Here is a 23,125-nt window from a genome sequence, read left to right as displayed (position 1 = left end):
CGGCCCTTTTTTATTACCTTATTATTATTTTTTGTTCCGTACTATACAGTCAGGCTATAAATGATATAGTGGTTATAGTTAATCCATTTCTTATTATCAAATCGTCTTAAGCGATTGACCGCGTGCGCTAAATCGGATGGTCTGGCATGAAATTACAGCAGCTTCGTTATATCGTTGAGGTGGTGAATCACAACCTTAATGTCTCCTCCACTGCCGAGGGGCTATATACCTCGCAACCGGGCATCAGCAAGCAGGTTCGCATGCTGGAGGATGAATTAGGTATTCAGATTTTCGCCCGTAGCGGTAAGCACCTTACGCAGGTGACGCCAGCGGGGCAGGAAATTATTCGCATTGCGCGTGAAGTCCTCTCCAAAGTCGATGCGATTAAATCTGTTGCAGGAGAACATACCTGGCCAGATAAAGGCTCGCTGTATATTGCCACCACGCACACCCAGGCGCGCTATGCATTACCTGGCGTCATTAAGGGCTTTATCGAGCGTTATCCGCGCGTCTCTTTGCATATGCATCAGGGGTCACCGACGCAAATCGCTGAAGCGGTGTCGAAGGGGAATGCCGATTTTGCCATCGCGACGGAAGCGCTCCACCTGTATGACGATCTGGTAATGCTTCCGTGCTATCACTGGAACCGATCGATCGTAGTGACCCCCGATCACCCGCTGGCGGGGAAAGGGTCGGTAACGATTGAAGAGCTGGCGCAATATCCGTTAGTCACCTATACGTTTGGCTTTACCGGACGTTCCGAGCTTGATACCGCCTTTAACCGTGCCGGGTTAACCCCACGCATTGTCTTTACCGCTACCGATGCCGACGTCATCAAGACTTACGTACGGCTTGGTCTGGGCGTGGGCGTTATTGCCAGCATGGCGGTCGACCCGGTGTCAGACCCTGATCTGGTACGTCTTGATGCACACGATATTTTTAGCCACAGTACCACAAAAATTGGCTTCCGTCGCAGTACCTTCCTGCGTAGCTATATGTATGATTTTATTCAGCGCTTTGCCCCGCATTTAACGCGTGACGTGGTGGATACCGCCGTTGCATTACGCTCAAATGAAGATATTGAAGAGATGTTTAAAGACATCAAACTCCCCGCAAAATAATCACACCCGGTATCTTTCCCTAACGGAAAGATACCGAAATACCGCCTTAAAGCTAAATTAGAATTATCATCATCTGCGCTCTCCCTGCCATATATTGTCATTATCCTTTTATTTTGTATGGTTTTAATGTCGTGAATTGGCGACAAAAATAGAAACTAATTAACGGCTACGCAAATTTTTCTTTTCAAATATTTATTTGTGGTCAAAAGAATGAATATTTCATACCTCCGGATGCGTAAATTCACTGGCTTTTCGGCTAAAGTTTCTTTAGGATTTATCTCAACAGATGATTAATTGTACCAATTGTTTGGTCCTAAATGATAAGCGATATCGATTGTATGAGGTTAGCAATGCCTTCAGGAAGTGAAGAACCGCAAAGGGATCCTGCGCTCAAGCGTAAAGCCTGGCTGGCGGTCTTTCTCGTCTCCGCCCTGTTCTGGCTGATGGTTGCTCTCCTGGCCTGGAAATATTGGGGTTGAATATGGCAGTGACGGTACGTACAGAAACGGTAAAACAGATGTGTCAGCGTCATGACACTGTCCACAAAGGACGTAAGACTCCTGCGACAGTTGTGCCTGCATCCTGGAAACTGACGCCGCAGCAGCAAGCCTTTATTGATGTGTTCGCGGAAGACGAACCCAAAAAACAATAATTTAGTTTTTTGCGTAATGATGCATTGGGTCTGAATAACGACTATGCACCTTTGTACTCTTTAATAAATACACATCAGCAATATCGCACTGAGGACCTGCCTCGGAATGTTTAATAAATAATGCCTGGTGTCCCTATGATGAATAACATGACGTCTCACAAATACTGGTCATGGATTGGCGTGTTTACCCTGTCGATCCTGTTCTGGAGTCAGCTCATCTGGCTGGCCATCCGCTAAATGATAAAACCTCGCTGCGGCGGGGTTTTTTGTTTTAACGTCCTCTGGACCATTCCTAAATTTATCAATTCGGGTTGTTATCAAAACGTTACGACATCTTTGTGTTATCTTTAATTACGGCCCTGATGATTGTCAGGACATCTCTGTAATTAAGGAGGAGCTTATGTCGTTAACCCTACGCGAAGCCAGTAAGGACACATTACAGGCAGAAAATAAAACCTGGCATTACTATAGCCTGCCGCTGGCTGCCAGAACGCTTGGGGACATTTCGCGTTTACCCAAGTCCTTGAAAGTTCTGATGGAAAACCTCTTGCGCTGGCAGGACGGTGATTCCGTCACGCTCGATGATATCCAGGCGCTGGCGGGGTGGCTGAAGCATGCCCATGCCGACAGAGAAATTGCCTACCGCCCGGCAAGGGTCCTGATGCAGGACTTTACCGGTGTACCTGCCGTGGTGGATCTCGCCGCGATGCGCGAGGCGGTTAAACGCCTCGGCGGCGATACGGCCAAAGTGAACCCGCTTTCCCCCGTTGACCTCGTGATTGACCACTCCGTGACCGTTGACCATTTCGGTGATGACGATGCCTTTGGCGAGAACGTGCGTCTGGAGATGGAGCGTAACCACGAACGTTATGTTTTCCTGAAGTGGGGCCAGCAGGCATTCAGCCGCTTTAGCGTGGTTCCACCGGGCACGGGTATTTGCCACCAGGTTAACCTTGAGTATCTTGGTAAAGCCGTCTGGAGCGAATTACAGGACAAAGAGTGGGTGGCTTATCCGGATACGCTGGTGGGTACAGATTCCCACACCACCATGATTAACGGCCTCGGCGTGCTGGGCTGGGGTGTCGGCGGAATCGAAGCGGAAGCCGCCATGCTCGGTCAGCCGGTCTCCATGCTGATTCCGGATGTCGTGGGCTTTAAGCTGACAGGAAAACTTTCAGAAGGCATTACCGCGACCGATTTGGTACTCACCGTTACCCAGATGCTGCGTAAGCATGGGGTGGTGGGTAAATTTGTTGAGTTCTACGGGGACGGGCTGGATTCGCTGCCCCTGGCTGACCGGGCGACCATTGCCAACATGGCGCCAGAATATGGCGCAACCTGTGGCTTTTTCCCAATTGATGACGTCACGCTGGAGTACATGCGTCTGAGTGGACGCAGCGAAGAGCAGGTGGCGCTGGTAGAGGCCTATACCAAAGCGCAGGGCATGTGGCGCAATCCGGGCGATGAACCGGTATTTACCAGTACGCTTGAGCTTGATATGGGCAGCGTTGAGGCAAGCCTCGCCGGGCCAAAACGTCCGCAGGATCGCGTCGCGTTGACAGACGTGCCGAAAGCCTTTGCGGCCAGCAATGAGCTGGAAGTCAACGTGGCGAAGAAAGACCATCGTCCCATCGACTATGTGTTGAACGGCCATCAATATCAACTTCCGGACGGTGCGGTTGTGATTGCCGCCATCACCTCCTGTACCAACACCTCAAACCCCAGTGTTTTAATGGCGGCCGGTCTGCTGGCGAAAAAAGCGGTTGAACTGGGTCTGAAACCTCAACCGTGGGTCAAAGCCTCGCTGGCGCCGGGCTCCAAAGTGGTTTCGGATTACCTGGCGCAGGCTAAGCTGACGCCTTATCTTGATGAGCTGGGTTTTAACCTCGTGGGGTATGGCTGTACGACCTGCATTGGTAACTCCGGTCCGCTGCCTGAGCCCATTGAAACGGCGATCAAGCAGGGCGATTTGACGGTAGGCGCCGTTCTTTCCGGCAACCGTAACTTTGAAGGGCGTATTCATCCACTGGTCAAAACCAACTGGCTTGCTTCGCCGCCCCTGGTGGTGGCCTATGCGCTGGCCGGGAACATGAACATTAACCTGGTGACCGATCCGATTGGTCACGACCGCAAGAACGATCCCGTCTACCTGAAAGATATCTGGCCGTCCTCGCGTGAAATTGCGATGGCCGTTGAAAAGGTCTCTACAGAGATGTTCCGCAAAGAGTATGCTGAGGTCTTCGAAGGCACGCCGGAATGGAAAACCATCAATGTCGTGGGGTCGGACACCTATGACTGGCAGGATGACTCGACCTATATTCGTCTGTCTCCGTTCTTTGATGAGATGCTCGCCGAGCCTGCGCCGCTTAAAGATATTCATGGGGCGCGCATCCTGGCCATGCTGGGGGATTCTGTCACCACTGACCATATCTCTCCGGCGGGGAGTATCAAAGCCGACAGCCCGGCGGGCCGTTATTTGCAAAGCCGGGGAGTGGAGCGCCGCGATTTTAACTCCTACGGTTCGCGCCGCGGTAACCATGAAGTCATGATGCGGGGCACGTTTGCCAACATTCGCATTCGTAATGAAATGGTTCCGGGGGTGGAAGGGGGGATGACGCGCCATCTGCCGGGGACGGACGTCGTGTCGATTTACGATGCAGCCGTGAAATATCAACAGAAAGGTACGCCGCTGGCGGTGATTGCCGGGAAAGAGTACGGTTCCGGTTCCAGCCGTGACTGGGCGGCGAAAGGGCCGCGCCTGCTTGGTGTTCGTGTGGTGATCGCCGAGTCGTTTGAACGTATTCACCGCTCGAACCTCATCGGCATGGGGATTCTGCCGCTTGAGTTCCCGCAGGGCGTAACCCGTAAAACGCTGGGGCTGACCGGAGAAGAGCAGATTGATATTAGTGGTCTGCAAAACCTGCAGCCGGGTAAAACGGTGCCGGTGAAGCTGACGCGAGCTGACGGGAAGACGGAGGTACTGGACTGCCGGTGCCGTATTGATACGGCAACCGAATTGACCTACTACCAGAACGACGGCATTTTACACTATGTGATTCGTAAGATGCTCGATTGATAAAAAAGCCCGGCGCTTATGCCGGGCTTTTTACTTTCACTCTTTCAGCAGATGGCCCATCTTGGCGGCTTTAGTATCAAGATAATGGGCGTTTTTCGGGTTGCGGCCAACAATCAGCGGCACACGTTCGACAATGTTGATTCCCGCTTCGGTGAGGATTTCCACTTTTTTCGGGTTGTTCGTCAGCAGACGAACCTCGTCGACGCCCAGCAGCTTGAACATGTCCGCACACAGGGTGAAGTCACGTTCATCGGCGGCAAAACCGAGCTGATGGTTGGCTTCTACCGTATCGTAGCCCTGGTCCTGCAGCGCGTATGCGCGGATTTTATTCAGCAGGCCAATATTACGACCTTCCTGACGGTGATAGAGCAACACACCGCGGCCTTCTTCGGCAATATGAGAAAGGGCAGCTTCCAGCTGGAAACCGCAATCACAGCGCAGGCTGAACAACGCATCGCCGGTCAGACACTCCGAATGGACGCGGGACAGCACCGGCGTCTGCCCTGAAATATCGCCGTAGACCAGCGCAACATGATCCTGTCCGGTTGCCAGTTCTTCAAACCCCACCATCAGGAAATCGCCCCATGGGGTTGGCAGTTTGGCTTCTGCCACACGTTTAAGCTGCATGTGATTCTCCAGAGTAGGCTGACACGTTTCGTGTCTTGCGCCTGTTTTACTTTCTGTATCTGTTCATTTTGCCACAAGCTCAGCACGTTCGCCTAATGGGCACCATGCTATATGAACGTTAAACGCACGATCCGACATCTCCACCCATCGGATGAATTTCAGTTATGATTGTGAGGCTTAGCGTAAAAGGAGAAGACATGCTTTCAATCGCCAGACGTACGGCAGCAGGCGCGGCCATTTTACTGATTATGCCTTTGACCGTATGGGTCTCCGGCTGGATGTGGCAGCCCGGGCAGAATGCCACGTGGCTGAAAACGTTGTACTGGGTAACGGAGACGGTCACGCAACCGTGGGGAATTATCACCCATATCATTCTCTGTGGCTGGTTCCTGTGGTGCCTGCGTTTTCGTCTGCGCGCGGCGCTGATGCTCTTTGCTATCCTGGGTGGCGCGATCGTTATTGGTCAGGGCGTTAAGTCCTGGGTGAAAGACCATGTTCAGGAGCCACGACCGTTTGTCGTCTGGCTGGAAAAAACACACCATATTCCGGTAGATGAGTTCTACAATTTAAAGCGTAAAGATCGCGGTGCGCTGGTGAAAGAACAGCTTACGGAACAGCAGGATATTCCGAAGTTCTTGCGTAAACACTGGCAAAAAGAGACGGGCTTCGCGTTTCCTTCCGGCCACACGATGTTTGCGGCCAGCTGGGCGCTGTTGGCTGTTGGGCTGCTTTGGCCACGACGTCGAACGGTTACCATCGGGATATTACTGATCTGGGCAACGGGAGTGATGGGCAGCCGCTTGCTGCTGGGGATGCACTGGCCACGGGACCTGGTGGTCGCTACGCTGATCTCATGGCTGCTGGTGACGCTGGCAACCTGGCTTGCGGAACGACTCTGTGGCCCGCTTACGCCACCGCCTGAAGAGAAAGAAGAAATCGCCGAAAGGGAGCAAAGCGACGCCTGACGGTTGATATTGCGCATTTCGCCCATAAATCCATGACGTGTGCGTCACTTTTTCCGTTTCGCGCCCGTCGCTAAAATGGTAGTTTATAAGGCTGATTGCGGTAAGTTGAACACACTTTATTCGCTTGAACCACATAACGGGAAGTAATGTGAAATATTTACTCATTTTCTTACTGGTATTGGCGATTTTTGTCATTTCAGTCACATTGGGTGCACAAAACGATCAACAGGTGACGTTTAACTATCTGCTGGCGCAGGGCGAGTATCGCGTATCAAGTCTGCTTGCGGTCTTGTTTGCCGCAGGCTTTGCCATTGGCTGGCTGGTTTGCGGTCTGTTCTGGCTGAAAGTCCGTGTTTCTCTTGCACGCGCTGAACGTAAAATTAAACGACTTGAGCATAACATTGCGCCTGCGTCCGACATTCCGGAAAGCTCTGGTGTGCCGGTCGTGAAGGAATAATCGACGATGCTGGAGTTGTTGTTTCTGCTTTTGCCTGTAGCCGCTGCCTATGGCTGGTATATGGGCCGCAGAAGTGCGCAACAAACAAAGCAGGATGAGGCTAACCGTCTCTCTCGCGACTACGTTGCGGGGGTGAACTTCCTCCTGAGTAATCAGCAGGATAAAGCGGTAGACTTGTTCCTCGATATGCTGAAAGAGGATACGGGGACCGTCGAAGCCCATCTCACGCTCGGTAACCTGTTCCGCTCGCGTGGCGAGGTTGACCGTGCCATCCGTATCCACCAGACCCTCATGGAAAGCGCCTCGCTGACCTACGATCAACGTCTCCTCGCGGTCCAGCAACTGGGGCGCGATTACATGGCTGCCGGGCTGTACGACCGCGCTGAAGATATGTTCTCGCAGCTGATTGATGAAACGGATTTCCGTATCGGTGCGTTGCAGCAATTACTGCAAATTTATCAGGCCACCAGCGAATGGCAAAAAGCCATTGATACTGCCGAGCGGCTGGTGAAGCTGGGTAAAGATAAGCAGCGTGTTGAGATAGCCCATTTCTACTGTGAACTTGCCCTTCAGCAGATGGGCAACGACGACATGGACAAAGCCATGGCGTTGCTGAAGAAAGGTGCAGCAGCAGATCGCAATAGCGCGCGTATCTCTATCATGATGGGACGCGTTTTTATGGCGAGTGGCGATTACGCCAAAGCCGTTGAAAGCCTGCTTCGGGTGATTGACCAGGACAAAGAGCTGGTCAGTGAAACGCTGGAGATGCTGCAAACCTGCTATCAACAGCTGGGCAAGCAGGAAGAGTGGGTAGCATTCCTGCGCCGTTGCGTGGAAGAGAATACCGGCGCAACCGCAGAGCTGATGCTCTCAGACGTGGTTGAGCAGTACGAAGGGACCGACACCGCGCAGGTGTATATTACCCGTCAGCTACAGCGTCATCCGACGATGCGGGTATTCCATAAGCTGATGGATTACCACCTGAACGACGCAGAAGAAGGGCGAGCCAAAGAGAGCCTGATGGTGCTGCGCGACATGGTCGGCGAGCAGGTGCGGAGTAAACCGCGCTACCGTTGCCAGAAGTGTGGTTTTACCGCGTATACGCTTTACTGGCATTGTCCTTCCTGCCGGGCCTGGTCCACCATCAAGCCAATCCGTGGTCTTGACGGACAGTAATTTTTTAAAACACCTCATTTTAGTTACAACATACTGTTGATTTTTACCCCTTCCTTAACACCGTGCGGTGTGCCAGCCTGGCAGGGGCGCAAATGGATTCTGTCAATTTGCGGCGGCGGCAGGTAGAATGCTGGCCGTTTATCTGTTCCGCGCCGCTGCGCGCCCATAGACGAAAAGGGCTGGTCATGACGTCTGTTACTTCCTCCACTTCCCGCGTTATTACGGATTCTCCTGTTGTTGTCGCGCTTGATTACAATAAGCGTGACGCTGCACTGGCCTTTGTCGACGGTATCGATCCTCGCGATTGCCGCCTGAAAGTTGGTAAAGAGATGTTCACGCTGTTTGGACCGCAAATCGTCCGCGATCTGCAGCAGCGTGGTTTCGATGTCTTCCTCGATCTCAAGTTCCATGACATCCCGAATACCACGGCGCACGCCGTTGCCGCCGCCGCAGAGCTGGGTGTATGGATGGTCAACGTCCATGCGTCGGGCGGAGCGAGAATGATGACTGCCGCACGTGAAGCCCTCCTGCCGTTCGGGAAAGATGCGCCATTGCTGATTGCGGTGACCGTATTGACCAGTATGGACGAAAGTGATTTACGCGATCTTGGCGTGACATTGTCACCTGCCGAACATGCCGAGCGTCTTGCGCGTCTGACGCAGAACTGCGGGCTGGATGGCGTCGTCTGCTCCGCACAGGAAGCGGTCCGCTTCAAATCAGAACTGGGCAAAGATTTTAAACTGGTCACGCCAGGTATTCGTCCGGCAGGCAGCGACGTAGGCGATCAGCGCCGTATTATGACGCCTGAGCAGGCGCTGGCTGCTGGTGTGGATTATATGGTTATCGGGCGGCCAGTAACGCAGTCAGCTAACCCGGCAGAGACGCTTAAGGCAATCAACGCATCACTGAAAAAGGGGGCGTAATGACCGATTCCAACAGTCGTCTGGTCTACTCAACGGAGAGTGGGCGCATAGATGAGCCGAAAACCAAAGTGGAACGTCCGAAGGGCGACGGTATTGTGCGTATCCAGCGTCAAACCAGTGGACGAAAAGGGAAAGGGGTTTGCCTTATCTCAGGAATTGACCAGGATGATGCTGAACTAACAAAACTGGCGGCTGAGTTGAAAAAGAAATGTGGCTGCGGTGGTGCCGTGAAAGACGGCATTATTGAAATTCAGGGTGATAAACGCGATTTAATTAAATCGCTGCTTGAAGCAAAGGGCATGAAAGTCAAACTGGCAGGCGGTTAAAATAAATGAGCCACGGCAAATGCCGTGGCTCGTGATATATACGTGCGTAAGTCAGACCTGAAATGCGACGCTAAATCGCGATGTCGGAAAGGCTTATAGAATAATTATTTGCCAACCTGGTGACCGATAATACCACCGACAGCAGCGCCACCCAATGTACCCAGCGTGCTACCATCTGTTAAGACTGCACCACCGAGTGCACCTGCACCGGCACCAATGGCGGTGTTACGGTCACGTTTAGACCAGTTAGAGCATGCGCTCAGGGACATTGCTACAGTGATTGCCAGAACAGCGGCGGCTAATTTTTTGCTGGTTAAGGTCATAATACTTTCTCCTGAATTATCGATTCACGGAAAGAGGTACACGTTAAGTATAGACAAAACGAATACCTAATTATTCTTTTTTCCGTGAAAGCTGGTCGCGCAGGCGTTACGTAATCACGCAAGTGATAGTCACTTCCTGTTATATCGCTAACATTAATTTTACGACTTTAATGCGGGTTAAACAGGTAAAAACTCTTAAAGGGGCGTTAGGAATCGTCTCAGACGAAGGGATATGCATGCGCCCGAATGACGGGCGCGAAATGGACTCAGGCGGACGTTTTAATAATATCGACAATCAGACCGTCTTCTTCCAGCTTATTACGATGCTCGTCACTTAACCGTTCGTCGGTAATGACGCGACTGAAGCGTGAGACGGGACCCATTGTGTAAGGATGGACGGCGCCAAATTTGGAACTGTCAGTGAGCACAATGGCTTCACACTCTTTTTCCAGTACGGCATTCACCACGTCAGTGCGCATCATATCCCGGCCGGTGAAACCTGTTTCCGGCTGCCAGCCGTCAATGCCGATAAAGGCCTTACTGAAATGCACCTGCTGAACATATTGCCGGGTCAGCGGGCCCACCATGCTTTCACTTTTCTTTTGGTAAATGCCACCCAGCAAAATGACCTCACAGCGCGTCTCTTTGAGTAAATGGGCGATATAGCTGCTGACAGTGATGATAGTCACGTCTTTTTGTTCCGCGAGCGTCCGTGCCAGAAGGGCGTTGCTGCTGCCGTTTTCAATAAAGACCGTCTCGCCAGGGTTTACCAGTGATGCGGCAAACTCTGCCAGTTCACGTTTAAGCGCGTAGTTATTCATCATGCGCGTCTCAACGTCGTCGCTGTCCAGCGGCACGGCATAACCATGCGCACGGCGCAGGTAACTCTGTTTTTCCAGCAGATTAAGATCCTGACGAATGGTGACTTCGGAGACGCCGGTGGTTTTAGCGAGATCGACCACGCTTACACGCCCCTGATCGATGACCATCTGCAAAATGAGTTGTTGTCGGGAATTCATAGCATCCATTTAATAAAGCGAAACGAGGTCGGAAACGGTGGGATTACACTTCCCACGGCGCTTTTGGCTGTTTGTTTTCGGGGGCGTTGTCAGCGCCATTCTGAGCAAGAAGTTCAGACTTCAGGATCTCGAGATTACGGATCGCAGAGTGATAATCACCCGCCACCAGAATATCCAGCACGGTATCAATACGTTGTGCTACAGCTTGTGGATCAATAGTAGACATAATCTCTCCCCGGGAGCGAAAAGTGAATAATTTCAATGATGCAGAAAATGGGGTCAAAAGAGAAGGGAAAAAATGCAATAACGAAATTACATAAATGAAAGTGATAAATTTATTCCCCCTCATATAGCAGGCTTAATCGGTGGATTAGTCTAAAACTGCGCGCAAGGCGCTTTTTTATATGAGGAATTGGACTATGACAGTTATCAATCAGCCTACCTGTACACTGTTTACCGATACTGAACGTTTCACGCAGCTCTCAGGGTATTACGAGGCGGAGCGACGCACCGTCTGGATGATGCTGCGGGCTCAGCCGCGTCCTTGCTTCAACCATGCCTTAATTGAGGAGATCATGAACCTTTCCTGGCTGGTCCGTCAGTCGGGTTTTGCGGTCGATTTTTGGGTTACCGGCTCGCTTGTTCCTGAAATGTACAACGTGGGAGGGGACTTGCAGTTCTTCGTCGAGTGCATTCAGAACGGGCGGCGTGAAGCGTTACGGGCGTATGCCCGCGCCTGTGTTGATTGCGTCCATGCGGCGTCAAGAGGGTTTGATACGGGGGCCATCACGCTGGCAATGGTCGAAGGCAGCGCATTAGGCGGCGGATTTGAGGCAGCGCTGGCGCACCATTTTGTCCTGGCTCAGCGTGATGCCCGGTTAGGTTTCCCGGAAATTGCCTTTAATCTGTTCCCGGGGATGGGGGGGTATTCTCTGGTCGCTCGACGTTCAGGCATGAAGCTGGCGGAGGAGCTCATCTACAAAGGGGAATCCCATACGGCAGAATGGTACGAGCAGCACGGGCTGGTGGATGTGCTGTATGAACCCGGGCAAAGCTACGTCTCGGTCAGGACCTTCATCGACACATTGCGGCCAAAACTGAACGGCGTAAGAGCCATGCTGCGTGCTCGTACGCGCGTTCTGCAGTTGCCACGCAGTGAGCTGATGGATATTACCGAAGACTGGGTCGATGCCGCATTCTGCCTTGAGCCGAAAGATATCGCCTACATGGAGCGTCTGGTGATGCTGCAAAACCGCCATCATGCGGCGGGCTTACGCAAGGCCAGCTAGCGCTGTTGTCGCGCCTGATAGCGTTTTAGCCATCGCTCGAATGCGGCAGCGGGCATCGGCTTAGCAAAAAGGAAACCCTGCCGTTCGTTGACGCCATTCTTAGTCAGAAAGGCGTCTTCTTTTGCATTCTCCACCCCCTCGGCGATCACCTGCAGATTCAGGGCCTGTGCCACTGCGACAATGGCGCGTACCAGTGACTGAGAGATGGACTGCTTATGAATATCTCTGACAAAAGATTGATCGAGTTTAATGGCGTCAATAGGAAAACGCGCCAGCTGGGAAAGGGAAGAGTAGCCCGTACCAAAGTCATCCAGATGTATTTGTGCCCCGAGTCGGCTGAATTGCTGGATCACCGAAAGCGCCAGCTCTTCGTTTTCGATGAGACAGCTCTCTGTTAACTCGACGTCGATAGGGCAGTACTCAAAATGCAGATCCTTAAGCGCCTGCTTTAAATCGCTGAAAATCGTCTGGTCGGCAAGCTGACGTGCAGAGACGTTCACGGCCACGCGCAGGTTAATCCCCTTGTCACGCCATTTCGCCACCTGACGAACCACGTCGAGCATCACCCAGCGCCCCAGCGGCACAATCAAACCGGACTCTTCGGCATAAGAGATAAATTCCAGCGGTGGGATCAAGCCGCGCTCCGGCGACTGCCAGCGGACCAGCGCCTCAAGACTTCTGACCTCACCGCGCCAGGTCATTTTAGGCTGGTAGTGAATCAGAAGCTGATCGTTATCCAGCGCTTTACGCAGATTGGTGTCCAGCCAAAGATACTCAAATACGCGCTGGTTCATTTCAGGGGAGAAGACGCAGAACTTACCCCTGCCATTTTCCTTGGCGGTGTACATGGCCGTATCGGCATTGCGAATCACACTTTCCCGATCGTTCCCGTGCTGCGGCGCGAGGGCGATACCCAAAGAACAGCCGGTATATATCTCAATCAGCCCGATTCTGAACGGCTGGCGCAGGCGGGTCAGAATGCGCGACGCCATCGCTTCCAGCGAGCCCTGAGACGTATTCGTGGCCATCACGATAAACTCATCGCCGCCGAGCCGGGCCAGAACCTGCCCCTCGTCAAGGCAACTCAGAATGGCGAGTGCAACCGCCTGTAAGAGCTGATCGCCAAACATATGCCCGTAGGCATCGTTGACCTTTTTGAAGTTATCCAGGTCAAGATACACCACGCCAACCTGCGTTTCGCCCCGATGGTTGATGGCGTCTGAGATCTGTTCGTGGATGGCATTGCGGTTGGGTAAACCGGTGATGGTATCGGTATTGGCCAGCACGCGCAGGCGCTCCTGCGCCCGACGTTCCTCGGTAATGTCGGTGCCGGAGCAAATAAGAAATATTTCGTTTTTACCGCTGCCGCTGTGAACGAATTTGTTTCTGAACAGAAACAAGCGTTGTCCTTTCCGCGTCTTGATCCAGCGTTCGACTTCGTAGGAGCTGCCGTTACGGAAGAAACCGGTGATATTTCGCTTCGAGGCTGCCGCCTCGCTGCGACTCATAAACAATTTGAACACGTTCTGACCGATCACTTCCTGCTCTTTCAGACCGGTATACTCTTCGCTCAGGCGATTAAAACGCTGAATATTGCCGTGCTGATCGAGAATTACAATGACGGAATTCGCTTCCGAAACCACCTGTTCCGCGAAGGAGAGTCCTTGAGCGAGATCGCGTGCTACGGAGGGGGTATCGTTCCAGGCCGATGCCGTGCCGGCCCACTCGTTTCGGGTGATTTTGCGGCCGACAAGATGCACGGGAACCTCTTCGCCATACAGGGAGAGGTTCATTGAAATGCTGGAGGTAATTACCGTTAACTGGCGGATCAACGTGGCTTGTTCATCGTCCAGCGTCACCACCTGAGTCGCATCGACATTTTCGCTGGCGGCAAGGTGCAGAGCGTTGCTGTCTGCCGACAATCGCCACCACGGACTGTGAGTACCCATGTAACGAAACAGCAAATTCTGCTCAAGATCGTCGATCATGATTTCTCCCGCTGCTACTCATTAGCGCACAAATTATTCATTTGCAGTCGACTTTTCCGTTGTGAAACAGCGGTAAAACCGAAGTGAACGTATTGTTTTTCCCTGCTTTCTTATAATAAAACGAGTCTGCCAAAAAAGAATACTGAGCATCCAGCTATTCAGGTGACCGAATATGACGGGACTCTTTTACTGTAGATAATTATGGCCATTTTGGGCGGGGGGAATCGGAAAATAGTCAGAAAAAATGATGAATTTGTGGGGCGGGTTAAAAAGAAAAATTGTCGGCCTTCCCGAACGGAAATGGCCGACAATTTAGCGGGTTATCAGACAGCTGGTCGCGCGATAATACTGCGGGTATCCATGCGGACTTCAGCGATAGTTACGTCAATCACCTCAGTGACTTTGTAAACTGTTTCACCTTTAATCTGCACGGTGCCACTTTCCTGGCTACAGACCAGTTCGTCACGAACGGCATGCAGGAATGGGGCAGGGATAAAGGCGACAGCACCGTTATCCACCAGACGGACACGCATCCCGCCGCGGCTGATATCAATAATCTCCGCAGCGAAGCGGGTGTCGGTTCCGGCTTTATCCTGCAGGAAACGCGCGTACAGCCAGTCTCCAACGTCACGTTCCGCCATGCGGTTCAGACGGCGACGTTCTGCCATCTGCACGGTCGTGTCGTCCTGAGGGCGTGCAATCGTTTCGCCTTTGATAATCGCTTTCAGCAGACGGTGGTTAACCATGTCGCCATATTTACGAATTGGGGATGTCCAGGTGGCGTAAGCTTCCAGACCGAGGCCGAAGTGCGGGCCTGGTTCGGTGCTGATTTCAGCGAAGGACTGGAAGCGGCGAATACGGCTATCAAGGAAACCGGATGGCTGTGCGTCCAGCTCGCGGCGAAGCTTGCAGAATCCTGGCAGCGTCAGGACTTCTTCCGGATCAACATGCACATCGTGATTCTTCAGCAGGGCCGCCAGCGCTTCGGTATTGGCCGGATCGAATCCGGTGTGAACGTTGTAAATACCAAAGCCCAGCTTGTCGCGCAGCACGCGTGCGGCGCAAATGTTGGCGGAAATCATCGCTTCTTCGACGATGCGGTTAGCAATGCGTCGCGGCTCGGCTACGATATCCAGCACTTCGCCTTTCTCACCGAGAACAAAACGGTAATCCGGACGATCTTTGAACACCAGGGCGTGGGTTGTACGCCATTCGCCACGCTTCAGGCAAATACGGTGCAGCAGACGAATCTGCGCCGCGATGGCATCGGATTCAGGTTTCCAGCTGCCGGTGTTTTCCAGCCAGTCAGAGACATTGTCATAGGCCAGCTTGGCTTTGGATTCGATGGTGGCGGCAAAGAATTCGATATCGTCTTCAATCGTCCCATCCGCGGCGATGGTCATGCGGCAGGCGAGAGCCGGGCGCACTTCATTTGGGCGCAGCGAGCAGAGATCGTCTGACAATTCGCGCGGCAGCATCGGGATGTTAAAGCCTGGCAGGTAGTTGGTAAACGCACGGATTTTGGCCGTTTCGTCCAGTTTACTGCCTTGTGCAATCCAGGCGGTAGGATCGGCAATGGCGACGGTCAGATGCAGTTTGCCATCGGCGCTCTCTTCAGCGTAGAGCGCATCGTCCATATCTTCTGTGCTGGCGCTGTCGATGGTGACAAATTCCAGCGCAGTGAGATCGCGGCGCGTCAAACCTTCGTCCTGCATTTCAGTCGCTACGCCGTTCGGCGCTTCTTTTTCAAGATTATGGCGCGCCAGCGTGACCCACCACGGGACGAAATGGTCATCGCCAAAGGTAATGAACTGCGTCAGTTCTGCATAGAAACCACGGTCGCCTTTCAGAGGATGACGGCGCATTTCTGCTACGGCCCAGTCACCTTCTTTAAAATCATGCTCAACGCCGCGGGCGGCCCGGCAGGGAATGGCATCTTTCAACAGGGGATGATCCGGCACGATAGAAAGACGATCGTCTTTTCGCTGTACCTTACCGACAAAGCGGGTCAGGAACGGTTCAATCAGTTCTTCCGGCTCAGCGGATTCACGTTCCTTCTCTGTATGAATGACGGCCATGACGCGATCGCCATGCATCACTTTCTTCATCTGCGGTGGCGGAATGAAGTAGCTTTTCTGCGCGTCAACTTCAAGGAAGCCAAAGCCCTTTTCCGTGGCTTTCACGACCCCTTCTGCACGCGGCGTCTGGGAATGCAGTTGCTGTTTAAGCTGCGCTAGCAGCGGGTTGTCCTGAAACATAATGTTCTATTTTCGTAGCCATTGAGCGGCTGACAGTTTTACGCGATTCTCACTTCTACAGCAAGCGGTCTTTGGGGAATGCGTGTGGTTATTCCGCTTTGCCAGCCGCGACTTTTAGTCGATTAAGCCAGCCCTCAAACGCGCTTTGAGACAGGCGGTTGATCGCCTGGGCGACAGTCAGTCCTTCTTCCATGAGTGGGGTAAACTGCGCGGCACTAAAGCGGTCCGGCGAGCGTGTCAGCAAGTCGACTGCTGCCAAAAGCGACGGTGGGGAAAGCGCACTCTCTTCCCGGCTGTTTATCAGGATCTCTCCCGTCAGGTCGAGCAAGGTCGGTTCATGGCACAGGACGGGTGTCAGCGCCTCAAGCGCAGGTTCTGCCTGCCAGCGGGAGAGGGACTCAAGCTGATGCGCACTCGCATAGCGAAGCTCGACCACGGGAAGAAGCGCTATCCACCTACCGGCGCACGCTGGCAGGGTGTGCGGCTGAATATGATGGCCAGGCAACCAGCGAACGGGATGGCCAAGCAGAGCCTGAAAGACCGCCACCACGCGCGCCTGAAAACCGATAAAGCCGATGATCTGGTTAATCACCACAATGTCATAGATGGAGAGACCCACCTCATCAAGCTGGTTTCGCGCCTTGTCGTCAATGACATCCGGTGAGCTGGCGAGCTGACGGGCATACTGCGTGATTTGCGCCAGCCGCCGGTTACTTTCGCGGGAGGAGTCAGGACCCGGCAGCGGCGCAAGAAGGGCGGCGTAATGATTGCATAGCCGCTGAACGCCACAGGCCTGCGCAACCGTCAACGCGGTACTTAACCGGTCATAGGCGCTGAGCGTTCGCAGACGATTGACGGGAAGTGAGAGGGGAAACAGCTGATGGTATAAGGCTCTGGCAGGGGCAAGCCAGCCGGTACAGGCGGCGACAATCTCATCGGGCAGGGCTAAATCGAGCAAAAAACGATCGTCGACGTTAGCGGCTTCGGGCACCAGGGGCAGCGCATCCGACTGCGCGTGGTTTGACTGGGTTTCGTGATACCAGTGGCCTTTGCCGGAAAAACGGCGTTGTTCCATGGGCGTTCCTTGATCTCAAAATGGCGATCAATATCCTGGCGTAACGCAGATAAAGGGAAAAATATTGTTAGGTGATAACAAATAGCAGAACGGAATAACGAGGGGATGGTGCGGGGGAAAACTCTCTTCCCGTGCGGGAAGAGAGTCTGAGCTTATTTAATTTCCAGCTCGTTCATTGCAGCGATGTTGAAGCCGCCGTCAACGTGAACCACTTCGCCGGAGATACCCGCGGACAGGTCAGAGCACAGGAATGCAGCAGAGTTACCCACATCCTCAATGGTAACAGTACGACGAATCGGGGTAACCGCTTCGCAGTGCGCCAGCATTTTACGGAAATCTTTGATGCCGGACGCCGCCAGGGTGCGGATAGGACCCGCGGAGATGGCGTTAACACGCACACCTTCAGGACCCATTGCGTTCGCCATATAGCGTACGTTGGCTTCCAGAGACGCTTTAGCCAGACCCATCACGTTGTAGTTAGGGATAGCACGTTCCGCGCCCAGGTAGGACAGGGTCAGCAGCGCTGCGCCCGGGTTCAGCATCGCGCGGCAAGATTTAGCCATCGCAACGAAGCTGTAGGAGCTGATGTCGTGAGCGATTTTAAAGCCATCACGGGTAACCGCGTTCACATAGTCACCGTCCAGCTGGTCGCCAGGCGCGAAGCCGATGGAGTGAACGAAACCGTCGAATTTCGGCCATGCTTTTGCCAGCTCAGCAAACATGCCATCGATGCTTTCATCTTGTGCAACGTCACATTCCAGAACGATGCTGGAACCCAGCTGCGCGGCAAACTCTTCAACACGGCCTTTCAGCTTGTCGTTCTGGTAGGTGAACGCCAGCTCAGCGCCTTCGCGATGCATTGCCTGTGCAATGCCGTATGCGATGGACAGTTTGCTGGCAACGCCAGTCACCAGAATGCGCTTACCGGAAAGAAAACCCATAGCTTTAATCCTTATATTCATTGCTTATTTTGCCTTGTAATTCATAGCGTTACAGGCAGTATTTCAAAATCATTCGAAATTAGCTCGAAATTATAGCCCACTCACAGCCCCTTGTGTCACGATATTTCTCGCCGATCGCCAAAGACGAATACCCCAGAAGGTGAGGCGTGGGTTCAAAATTTCAGCATTTGTCCAGTATATCACCCGGCAGCAGCTTCGCCTCATCCAACCAGCGTGGATGCGCGATCCCTCACGATAGTGACCCTTTCCTGTCGCTTTCTATGAAACGCGCGATGACAATAAAGAAAACCGGGACGAAGAAGATCGCGAGAAGCGTACCGCTAATCATGCCGCCAAAGACACCGGTGCCGATGGCGTGTTGTGTGCTGTCACTTGCGCCACTGGCCAGCATTAAGGGAACCACTCCCAACGTAAAGGCTAACGATGTCATCAGAATAGGGCGCAGGCGCTGGCTTGCGGCCTGTATCGTTGCCGCCACCAGAGGGTTCCCTTCACGATGCAACTGTCTGGCAAACTCCACAATCAATATGGCGTTCTTGGCAGACAGGCCTATCAGGGTGATAAGGCCGACCTTGAAGAAAACATCATTCGTCATGCCGGCAACAGACACGGCCATGACTGCACCGATCAGTCCCAATGGCACCACCAGCATGACGGCAAAAGGTATTGACCAGCTCTCATACAGGGCAGCGAGCACCATAAACACCACCAGAATCGACAGGACGATCAGACCCGGGAGTTGCGACTGGGATTTTATTTCCTGCAATGAGCTCCCGGCCCATTCTCCCGCCAAGCCCTGAGGTAAATCCCTGGACAAATTCTCCATAACTTTCATTGCGGTACCGCTGGATTCACCGGTGGCCGCACTGCCGGTAATGCGGATAGCAGAATACCCCTGATAACGCGTTAGTTGCTGCGGTGCAACGTTCCAGGAGAGCGTCGCAAACGTTGACACTGGCACCCTCTGCCCCTGGCGGTTTTTAACGGATAATTTCAGGATCTGCTCAGGTTGCATTCGGTAAGGCGCATCGGCCTGGATAATCACCTGCTGAACACGCCCATTGTTCGTGTAGTCATTAACGTAGTTTGAACCCATGGTGACGGAGAGCGTCTGGTTGATTTCATCAAATGAGACGCCCAGAGCTTCCGCTTTTTCCCGGTCAATCTGAAGCGCCAGGCTAGTGCCTTCCGGCAGGCCGTCGATATACACGCCACTCAGTTCAGGGCGTTGATTCGCTTTCAGCACCAGCGCATCGGCCGCCTGCTTTAACGCCTCGTAGCCCAGTCCCGCTCTGTCCTGCACGTACCAGGTGAAGCCCGACGAGGTGCCCATATCCGAAATGGCAGGCGGGAGCAGGCTCATCGTTACGGCATCAGAGACGTTTGCCATACTGGCCTGCATATGGTCGGCTTCATCCTCGGCTGTAGAGCCGTGCCTTTCTTTCCAGTCCTTCAGCGTGGTGAACGCCATGGCCGAATTCGGTCCTGATCCTGAAAACCCAAAACCCAGGATCATAATGTTGCTTTCAATATCCGGTCGGGTCGCAATTTCCTGTTCAAATGTTTTTACTACTTTCAGGGTGCGCTGCATTGTGGCATCAGAGGGAAGCTGAATAGAGGACATAAAATAGCCCTGATCTTCGTCCGGCAGAAAGGATGAGGGCAGCGAAGACAATCCAAAAAATAGCGCAGCACAAAGCGCAACATACAGAAGCAGCATTCGGCCGGTTCGTTTCAGAACCGCGCCCAGGCCGGATTCGTACCATGTCGTCAGGGTATGAAAACGGGCGTTAAAGCCTACCGCGAACCTGCCGCCACCGTGTTTTTGCGCGCTGTGGGGCTTAAGCAACGTCGCACAAAGCGCGGGAGTCAGCGTGAGGGCAAGAAATGCCGACAACAGTATGGATACCGCCATGGAAATACAAAATTGTCGATAAATAATGCCTACGGACCCTTCAGCAAAACCCATGGGTATAAAGACAGCGGTAAGTACCAGCGTGATCCCGATAATTGCCGGGGTGATTTCGGCCATGGCCTCCCGGGTAGCGTCGCGCGGAGAAAGGTTTTTTTCTTCCATCAGCCGTTCAACGTTCTCCACGACCACAATGGCGTCATCCACGATAATCCCTATCGCCAGCACCATGCCGAACATGGTCAGAATATTGATCGAGTATCCACTCAATAGCATCACTGTGAAGGTGCCCAGCAGCGCGACGGGGGCCACAATCGCGGGGATAAGCGTACAGCGTATCTTATGTAAAAACAGCAGCATAACGAGAAAGACAAGGACCATCGCTTCCACAAAGGTTTGCACAACCTTCATGATGGACAGCTTTACAAACGGTGCGGTATCGAAGGGAACCGTAAACGCCATTCCTTCCGGCAACACCTGAGAAAGTTCGTCGATACGTGCACGTACGCCTGACGCCGTGCTCATCGCATTGGCGCCTGGCGACAACTGGATTGCCGCAGCCGTTGCCGGCACCCCATTTTCGCGGATACCGAAAGCGTAACTTTGCAGGCCAGACTCAATCCGCGCAACGTCGGACAGTTTCAGCCTTGCGCCAGACGCATCTGCTTTAAGGGTAATGTTATTGAAAGCCTCTACAGAAGTGAGTTGCCCTTTCACTGTGATGGGATAGGTTACGCCTTGTCCTGCAGTTGCCGGTTCATCTCCCGTTTTCCCCGGCGAAACAAGGGCATTTTGCTGACCTACAGCGGTAAGAACATCGCTCACCGAAAGCCCGTAACTGTGCAGCTGCATGGGATCCAGCCAGATGCGCAGCGCTTTTTCGCCACCAAACAGCTGGACTTTTCCGACTCCCGGCACACGGCGTAGTTCGTCGCTGACGTTGCGGGCAAAATAATCGCTTAAATCCGCCTCTTCAAATTTGCCGGTTGTGGACTTCAACCCCACCATCATTAAAAATCCGGAATTGGCCGCCTCGACGTTGATGCCATTTTGCCTGACCGCCTGCGGCAAACGTGGCTCTACAATCTTGATCTGGTTCTGAAGATCCATCTGTGCCAGCTTAATATCTGTGCCGGGCTTAAAGGTCACGGTAATAGATGCAGAACCGGTTGTGTCGCTGGATGATTCGAAATAGAGCAAATTATCCACGCCCGATATTTCACGCTCGATGAGCGACACCACGGACGTATTCATGATATCGGGGCTGGCCCCCGGATAAGTGACAGAAATAATGATCCCCGGCGGTGCCACCGCCGGATACTGCGCAACCGGCAACCGGGATATAGACAGGACACCCGTCAGGACAATAAAAAGCGCCACTACCCAGGCGAATACGGGGCGTTCAATAAAAAAATGAGGCATTAAATTAACGTCCAGATACGTGAATTTCGTCATCGGCTGATACGCGTTTACCGATATCCCTGAGCTGAGAAAATTTCTCAAGAAGCTGCGGGGCGTCATCGAGACTTGTCGCGAACATCCACATGTATGTCATCACGGAATAAATATGTCCGGCGGTGATGCCAGCCGATTGCGTCATCCAGATAATGGTCAGCGTAAAAAGCAGGGCAACGAGTATACCCACCCATAAATAGCCCCACGCCTCCCGGTCCGATAACGCAATGCGTAAACGTGCAAGCGTGACGTAATGGCGGTGAAGGGTGGCGGTGCCTGCCTTATGAACATAATCAACTTCCTTCTCAAGACGATTATTCAGGCGCATGAATAACCATTCATTTTTACGGGCATATTCCGAGACAAATCCCATCAGAATGATGACGATTGCACAGCACATGATGCCGGCCCAGAATTCGATAAATAACAGCATGATTGCCGCACCAAAGAGAGAACTCAGCGAGGTAATAAGCAGGGGCAAGTGCATTTCAAAGAAATCCACATACTCGCGCGAGAGTGTGACCCTGGCGGCGATAGCCGAATGGTTAAGCTGGTATTTCCGCTGTGAAAGCACAACGGAGACCGCAAGCCCGGCATAAATACGAGCAAACGTTCGCGTATCAACACTCCGTCTTGTCGCACCTATGATCCACATACAGAGCACCATCAGTCCGTACAGTGCGGCGTTAAGTGTCTTACCCGCAAGAATGGCATTAATCGCGATGCCTGCCAGAACGGGATACAGTAAAAACATCACGTTTTCAGCCACGACAAGGAAAAAAGTCACAACCAGTTTTTTCCGGTGACGTACCGCGAGTTTTTTAAGTGAGTACATAACGCCAGCTGTATCTGGAGAACGACGATTGTTATTAAGGTTATTCATTCTGGGTAACAGGTTTCAGACTCTTTAAGTGAGTGTATTTTGAGCAATAAGGGTTGGCAGGAAGTCTACAACTCGCCTGTTTAGCGGAAATGGCAGTTTTATGGAGAGAGTGTGGAGCGCAACCGTGCGGTTGTTCAAATCATTCTCATAATGAGGTACAACGGCGAACCGCAGAAAAAAAGAATTAAATAACACTCGTAGTAAAACACCAAATCGTCGAAATCTGGCGTAGCGTTCAGCAGCACAGTGAACGTAATTATGAGATATATAAAAATCACCATTAGCCAGAAGGCGATGACAAGTAATTCAGTGAATGCACCTGCTTTGTTTTGTATTATCAGAGAGACAACCGACAAAGCGATGCAACCATAAATAATGGGAGAGGAGGGCAGCGTCGCGGCAACTTTTTCATCCATTTTATGCATCAACACCAGCCAGGTATAGAGTAATCCCCACGACAGCAGCAGGAACAGCGTATATATACCGATTTTCTTAGTAGAGAAATATTTCGAAAATTCCATGCTCATTATCTCAGCCAGATTCATAAAGCCTTAAAGCGACAGGGTTAATTCTCACCGTTCTATGAAAGAAGGGTTCTGCCCGAATAGCTATTCTGGCCAGGCATTGTCGAGTCTTTA

22 protein-coding genes are annotated in these 23,125 nt (G+C 52.6%); 11 read left to right on the top strand and 11 right to left on the bottom strand.

Going from position 1 to position 23,125, the window contains the following annotated elements:
* The first annotated feature begins 146 nt into the window (after positions 1–146).
* From cysB to acnA, 5 genes are all read left to right on the top strand, one after another.
* On the top strand, positions 147–1,121 hold the full coding sequence (gene cysB, locus A4308_RS16750) for an HTH-type transcriptional regulator CysB (protein WP_006175683.1): 975 nt from the start codon (positions 147–149) through the stop codon (positions 1,119–1,121).
* A gap of 338 nt (positions 1,122–1,459) precedes the next feature.
* Positions 1,460–1,600 carry a YmiA family putative membrane protein gene (locus A4308_RS16745; RefSeq protein WP_213391151.1) on the top strand — a complete coding sequence of 47 codons (141 nt, stop codon included), beginning with the start codon at positions 1,460–1,462 and terminating at the stop codon, positions 1,598–1,600.
* A gap of 2 nt (positions 1,601–1,602) precedes the next feature.
* Entirely contained in the window at positions 1,603–1,773 is a 171-nt protein-coding gene (locus tag A4308_RS22655) for a hypothetical protein (protein WP_045135519.1), read from the top strand.
* 138 nt (positions 1,774–1,911) lie between these two features.
* Positions 1,912–2,010: a small membrane protein YmiC gene (gene ymiC / locus A4308_RS22820; protein WP_014884088.1), complete on the top strand. Its 99-nt coding sequence runs from the start codon at positions 1,912–1,914 to the stop codon at positions 2,008–2,010.
* 163 nt (positions 2,011–2,173) lie between these two features.
* Complete coding sequence (acnA, locus tag A4308_RS16730; protein ID WP_059372350.1) at positions 2,174–4,849, top strand: aconitate hydratase AcnA; 2,676 nt, start codon at positions 2,174–2,176, stop codon at positions 4,847–4,849.
* 36 nt (positions 4,850–4,885) lie between these two features.
* Here the strand turns inward: acnA and ribA are convergent, their stop codons facing one another.
* A complete protein-coding gene (ribA, locus tag A4308_RS16725) occupies positions 4,886–5,476 on the bottom strand; it encodes a GTP cyclohydrolase II (RefSeq protein WP_008501210.1) in 591 nt (196 codons plus the stop codon).
* A 197-nt stretch (positions 5,477–5,673) separates the two neighbouring features.
* On the opposite strand from ribA, the gene pgpB reads away from it, so the two are divergent.
* From pgpB to yciH, 5 genes are all read left to right on the top strand, one after another.
* On the top strand, positions 5,674–6,441 hold the full coding sequence (gene pgpB, locus A4308_RS16720; protein WP_023330548.1) for a phosphatidylglycerophosphatase B: 768 nt from the start codon (positions 5,674–5,676) through the stop codon (positions 6,439–6,441).
* A 148-nt stretch (positions 6,442–6,589) separates the two neighbouring features.
* Positions 6,590–6,898, top strand: a complete 309-nt coding sequence (locus tag A4308_RS16715) for a LapA family protein (protein ID WP_014884085.1) — start codon at positions 6,590–6,592, stop codon at positions 6,896–6,898.
* A gap of 6 nt (positions 6,899–6,904) precedes the next feature.
* Positions 6,905–8,074, top strand: coding sequence for a lipopolysaccharide assembly protein LapB (gene lapB, locus A4308_RS16710; RefSeq protein ID WP_014884084.1), 1,170 nt, complete (start codon positions 6,905–6,907; stop codon positions 8,072–8,074).
* Positions 8,075–8,259: 185 nt separating this feature from the next.
* Positions 8,260–8,997: an orotidine-5'-phosphate decarboxylase gene (pyrF, locus tag A4308_RS16705; protein WP_014884083.1), complete on the top strand. Its 738-nt coding sequence runs from the start codon at positions 8,260–8,262 to the stop codon at positions 8,995–8,997.
* On the top strand, positions 8,997–9,323 hold the full coding sequence (yciH, locus tag A4308_RS16700; protein ID WP_014884082.1) for a stress response translation initiation inhibitor YciH: 327 nt from the start codon (positions 8,997–8,999) through the stop codon (positions 9,321–9,323). The genes pyrF and yciH overlap by 1 nt, the downstream gene beginning before the upstream one ends.
* Positions 9,324–9,427: 104 nt before the next feature.
* Here the strand turns inward: yciH and osmB are convergent, their stop codons facing one another.
* From osmB to A4308_RS16685, 3 genes are all read right to left on the bottom strand, one after another.
* Complete coding sequence (gene osmB, locus A4308_RS16695) at positions 9,428–9,646, bottom strand: osmotically-inducible lipoprotein OsmB (protein WP_008501216.1); 219 nt, start codon at positions 9,644–9,646, stop codon at positions 9,428–9,430.
* A gap of 266 nt (positions 9,647–9,912) precedes the next feature.
* Complete coding sequence (gene yciT / locus A4308_RS16690) at positions 9,913–10,665, bottom strand: DNA-binding transcriptional regulator YciT (RefSeq protein WP_014884081.1); 753 nt, start codon at positions 10,663–10,665, stop codon at positions 9,913–9,915.
* 43 nt (positions 10,666–10,708) lie between these two features.
* Positions 10,709–10,891 (bottom strand): YciZ family protein, encoded by a 183-nt coding sequence (locus A4308_RS16685; RefSeq protein WP_014884080.1) that lies wholly within the window; start codon positions 10,889–10,891, stop codon positions 10,709–10,711.
* A 193-nt stretch (positions 10,892–11,084) separates the two neighbouring features.
* Here A4308_RS16685 and A4308_RS16680 point away from each other — a divergent pair, with 193 nt between their 5' ends.
* Positions 11,085–11,954 carry a crotonase/enoyl-CoA hydratase family protein gene (locus tag A4308_RS16680; RefSeq protein ID WP_014884079.1) on the top strand — a complete coding sequence of 290 codons (870 nt, stop codon included), beginning with the start codon at positions 11,085–11,087 and terminating at the stop codon, positions 11,952–11,954.
* Here A4308_RS16680 and pdeR read toward each other — a convergent pair.
* From pdeR to crrC, 7 genes are all read right to left on the bottom strand, one after another.
* Positions 11,951–13,942, bottom strand: a complete 1,992-nt coding sequence (pdeR, locus tag A4308_RS16675; RefSeq protein ID WP_049010615.1) for a cyclic di-GMP phosphodiesterase — start codon at positions 13,940–13,942, stop codon at positions 11,951–11,953. The genes A4308_RS16680 and pdeR overlap by 4 nt on opposite strands.
* A 323-nt stretch (positions 13,943–14,265) precedes the next feature.
* The gene (locus A4308_RS16670; RefSeq protein ID WP_045281241.1) at positions 14,266–16,200 is read right to left on the bottom strand and encodes an exoribonuclease II; all 1,935 of its coding nucleotides are present in this window, start codon (positions 16,198–16,200) and stop codon (positions 14,266–14,268) included.
* 88 nt (positions 16,201–16,288) lie between these two features.
* Complete coding sequence (locus A4308_RS16665) at positions 16,289–17,275, bottom strand: CMD domain-containing protein (RefSeq protein ID WP_045281242.1); 987 nt, start codon at positions 17,273–17,275, stop codon at positions 16,289–16,291.
* Positions 17,276–17,427: 152 nt separating this feature from the next.
* Complete coding sequence (gene fabI, locus A4308_RS16660; RefSeq protein ID WP_003856831.1) at positions 17,428–18,216, bottom strand: enoyl-ACP reductase FabI; 789 nt, start codon at positions 18,214–18,216, stop codon at positions 17,428–17,430.
* Between the two features lie 250 nt (positions 18,217–18,466).
* A complete protein-coding gene (locus A4308_RS16655) occupies positions 18,467–21,571 on the bottom strand; it encodes a multidrug efflux RND transporter permease subunit (RefSeq protein WP_045281247.1) in 3,105 nt (1,034 codons plus the stop codon).
* 4 nt (positions 21,572–21,575) lie between these two features.
* Positions 21,576–22,487: an ABC transporter six-transmembrane domain-containing protein gene (locus A4308_RS16650; protein ID WP_032629001.1), complete on the bottom strand. Its 912-nt coding sequence runs from the start codon at positions 22,485–22,487 to the stop codon at positions 21,576–21,578.
* Between the two features lie 134 nt (positions 22,488–22,621).
* Entirely contained in the window at positions 22,622–23,014 is a 393-nt protein-coding gene (gene crrC, locus A4308_RS16645; RefSeq protein WP_176261017.1) for a colistin resistant protein CrrC, read from the bottom strand.
* Positions 23,015–23,125: the final 111 nt, after the last annotated feature.

The sequence above is a fragment of the Enterobacter sp. ODB01 genome, assembly GCF_001623605.1.
Classification (GTDB): Bacteria; Pseudomonadota; Gammaproteobacteria; order Enterobacterales; family Enterobacteriaceae; genus Enterobacter; species Enterobacter kobei.
The sequence above is the reverse complement of the archived record's forward strand: the minus strand, read 5'-3'. Positions and strand labels throughout refer to the sequence as shown.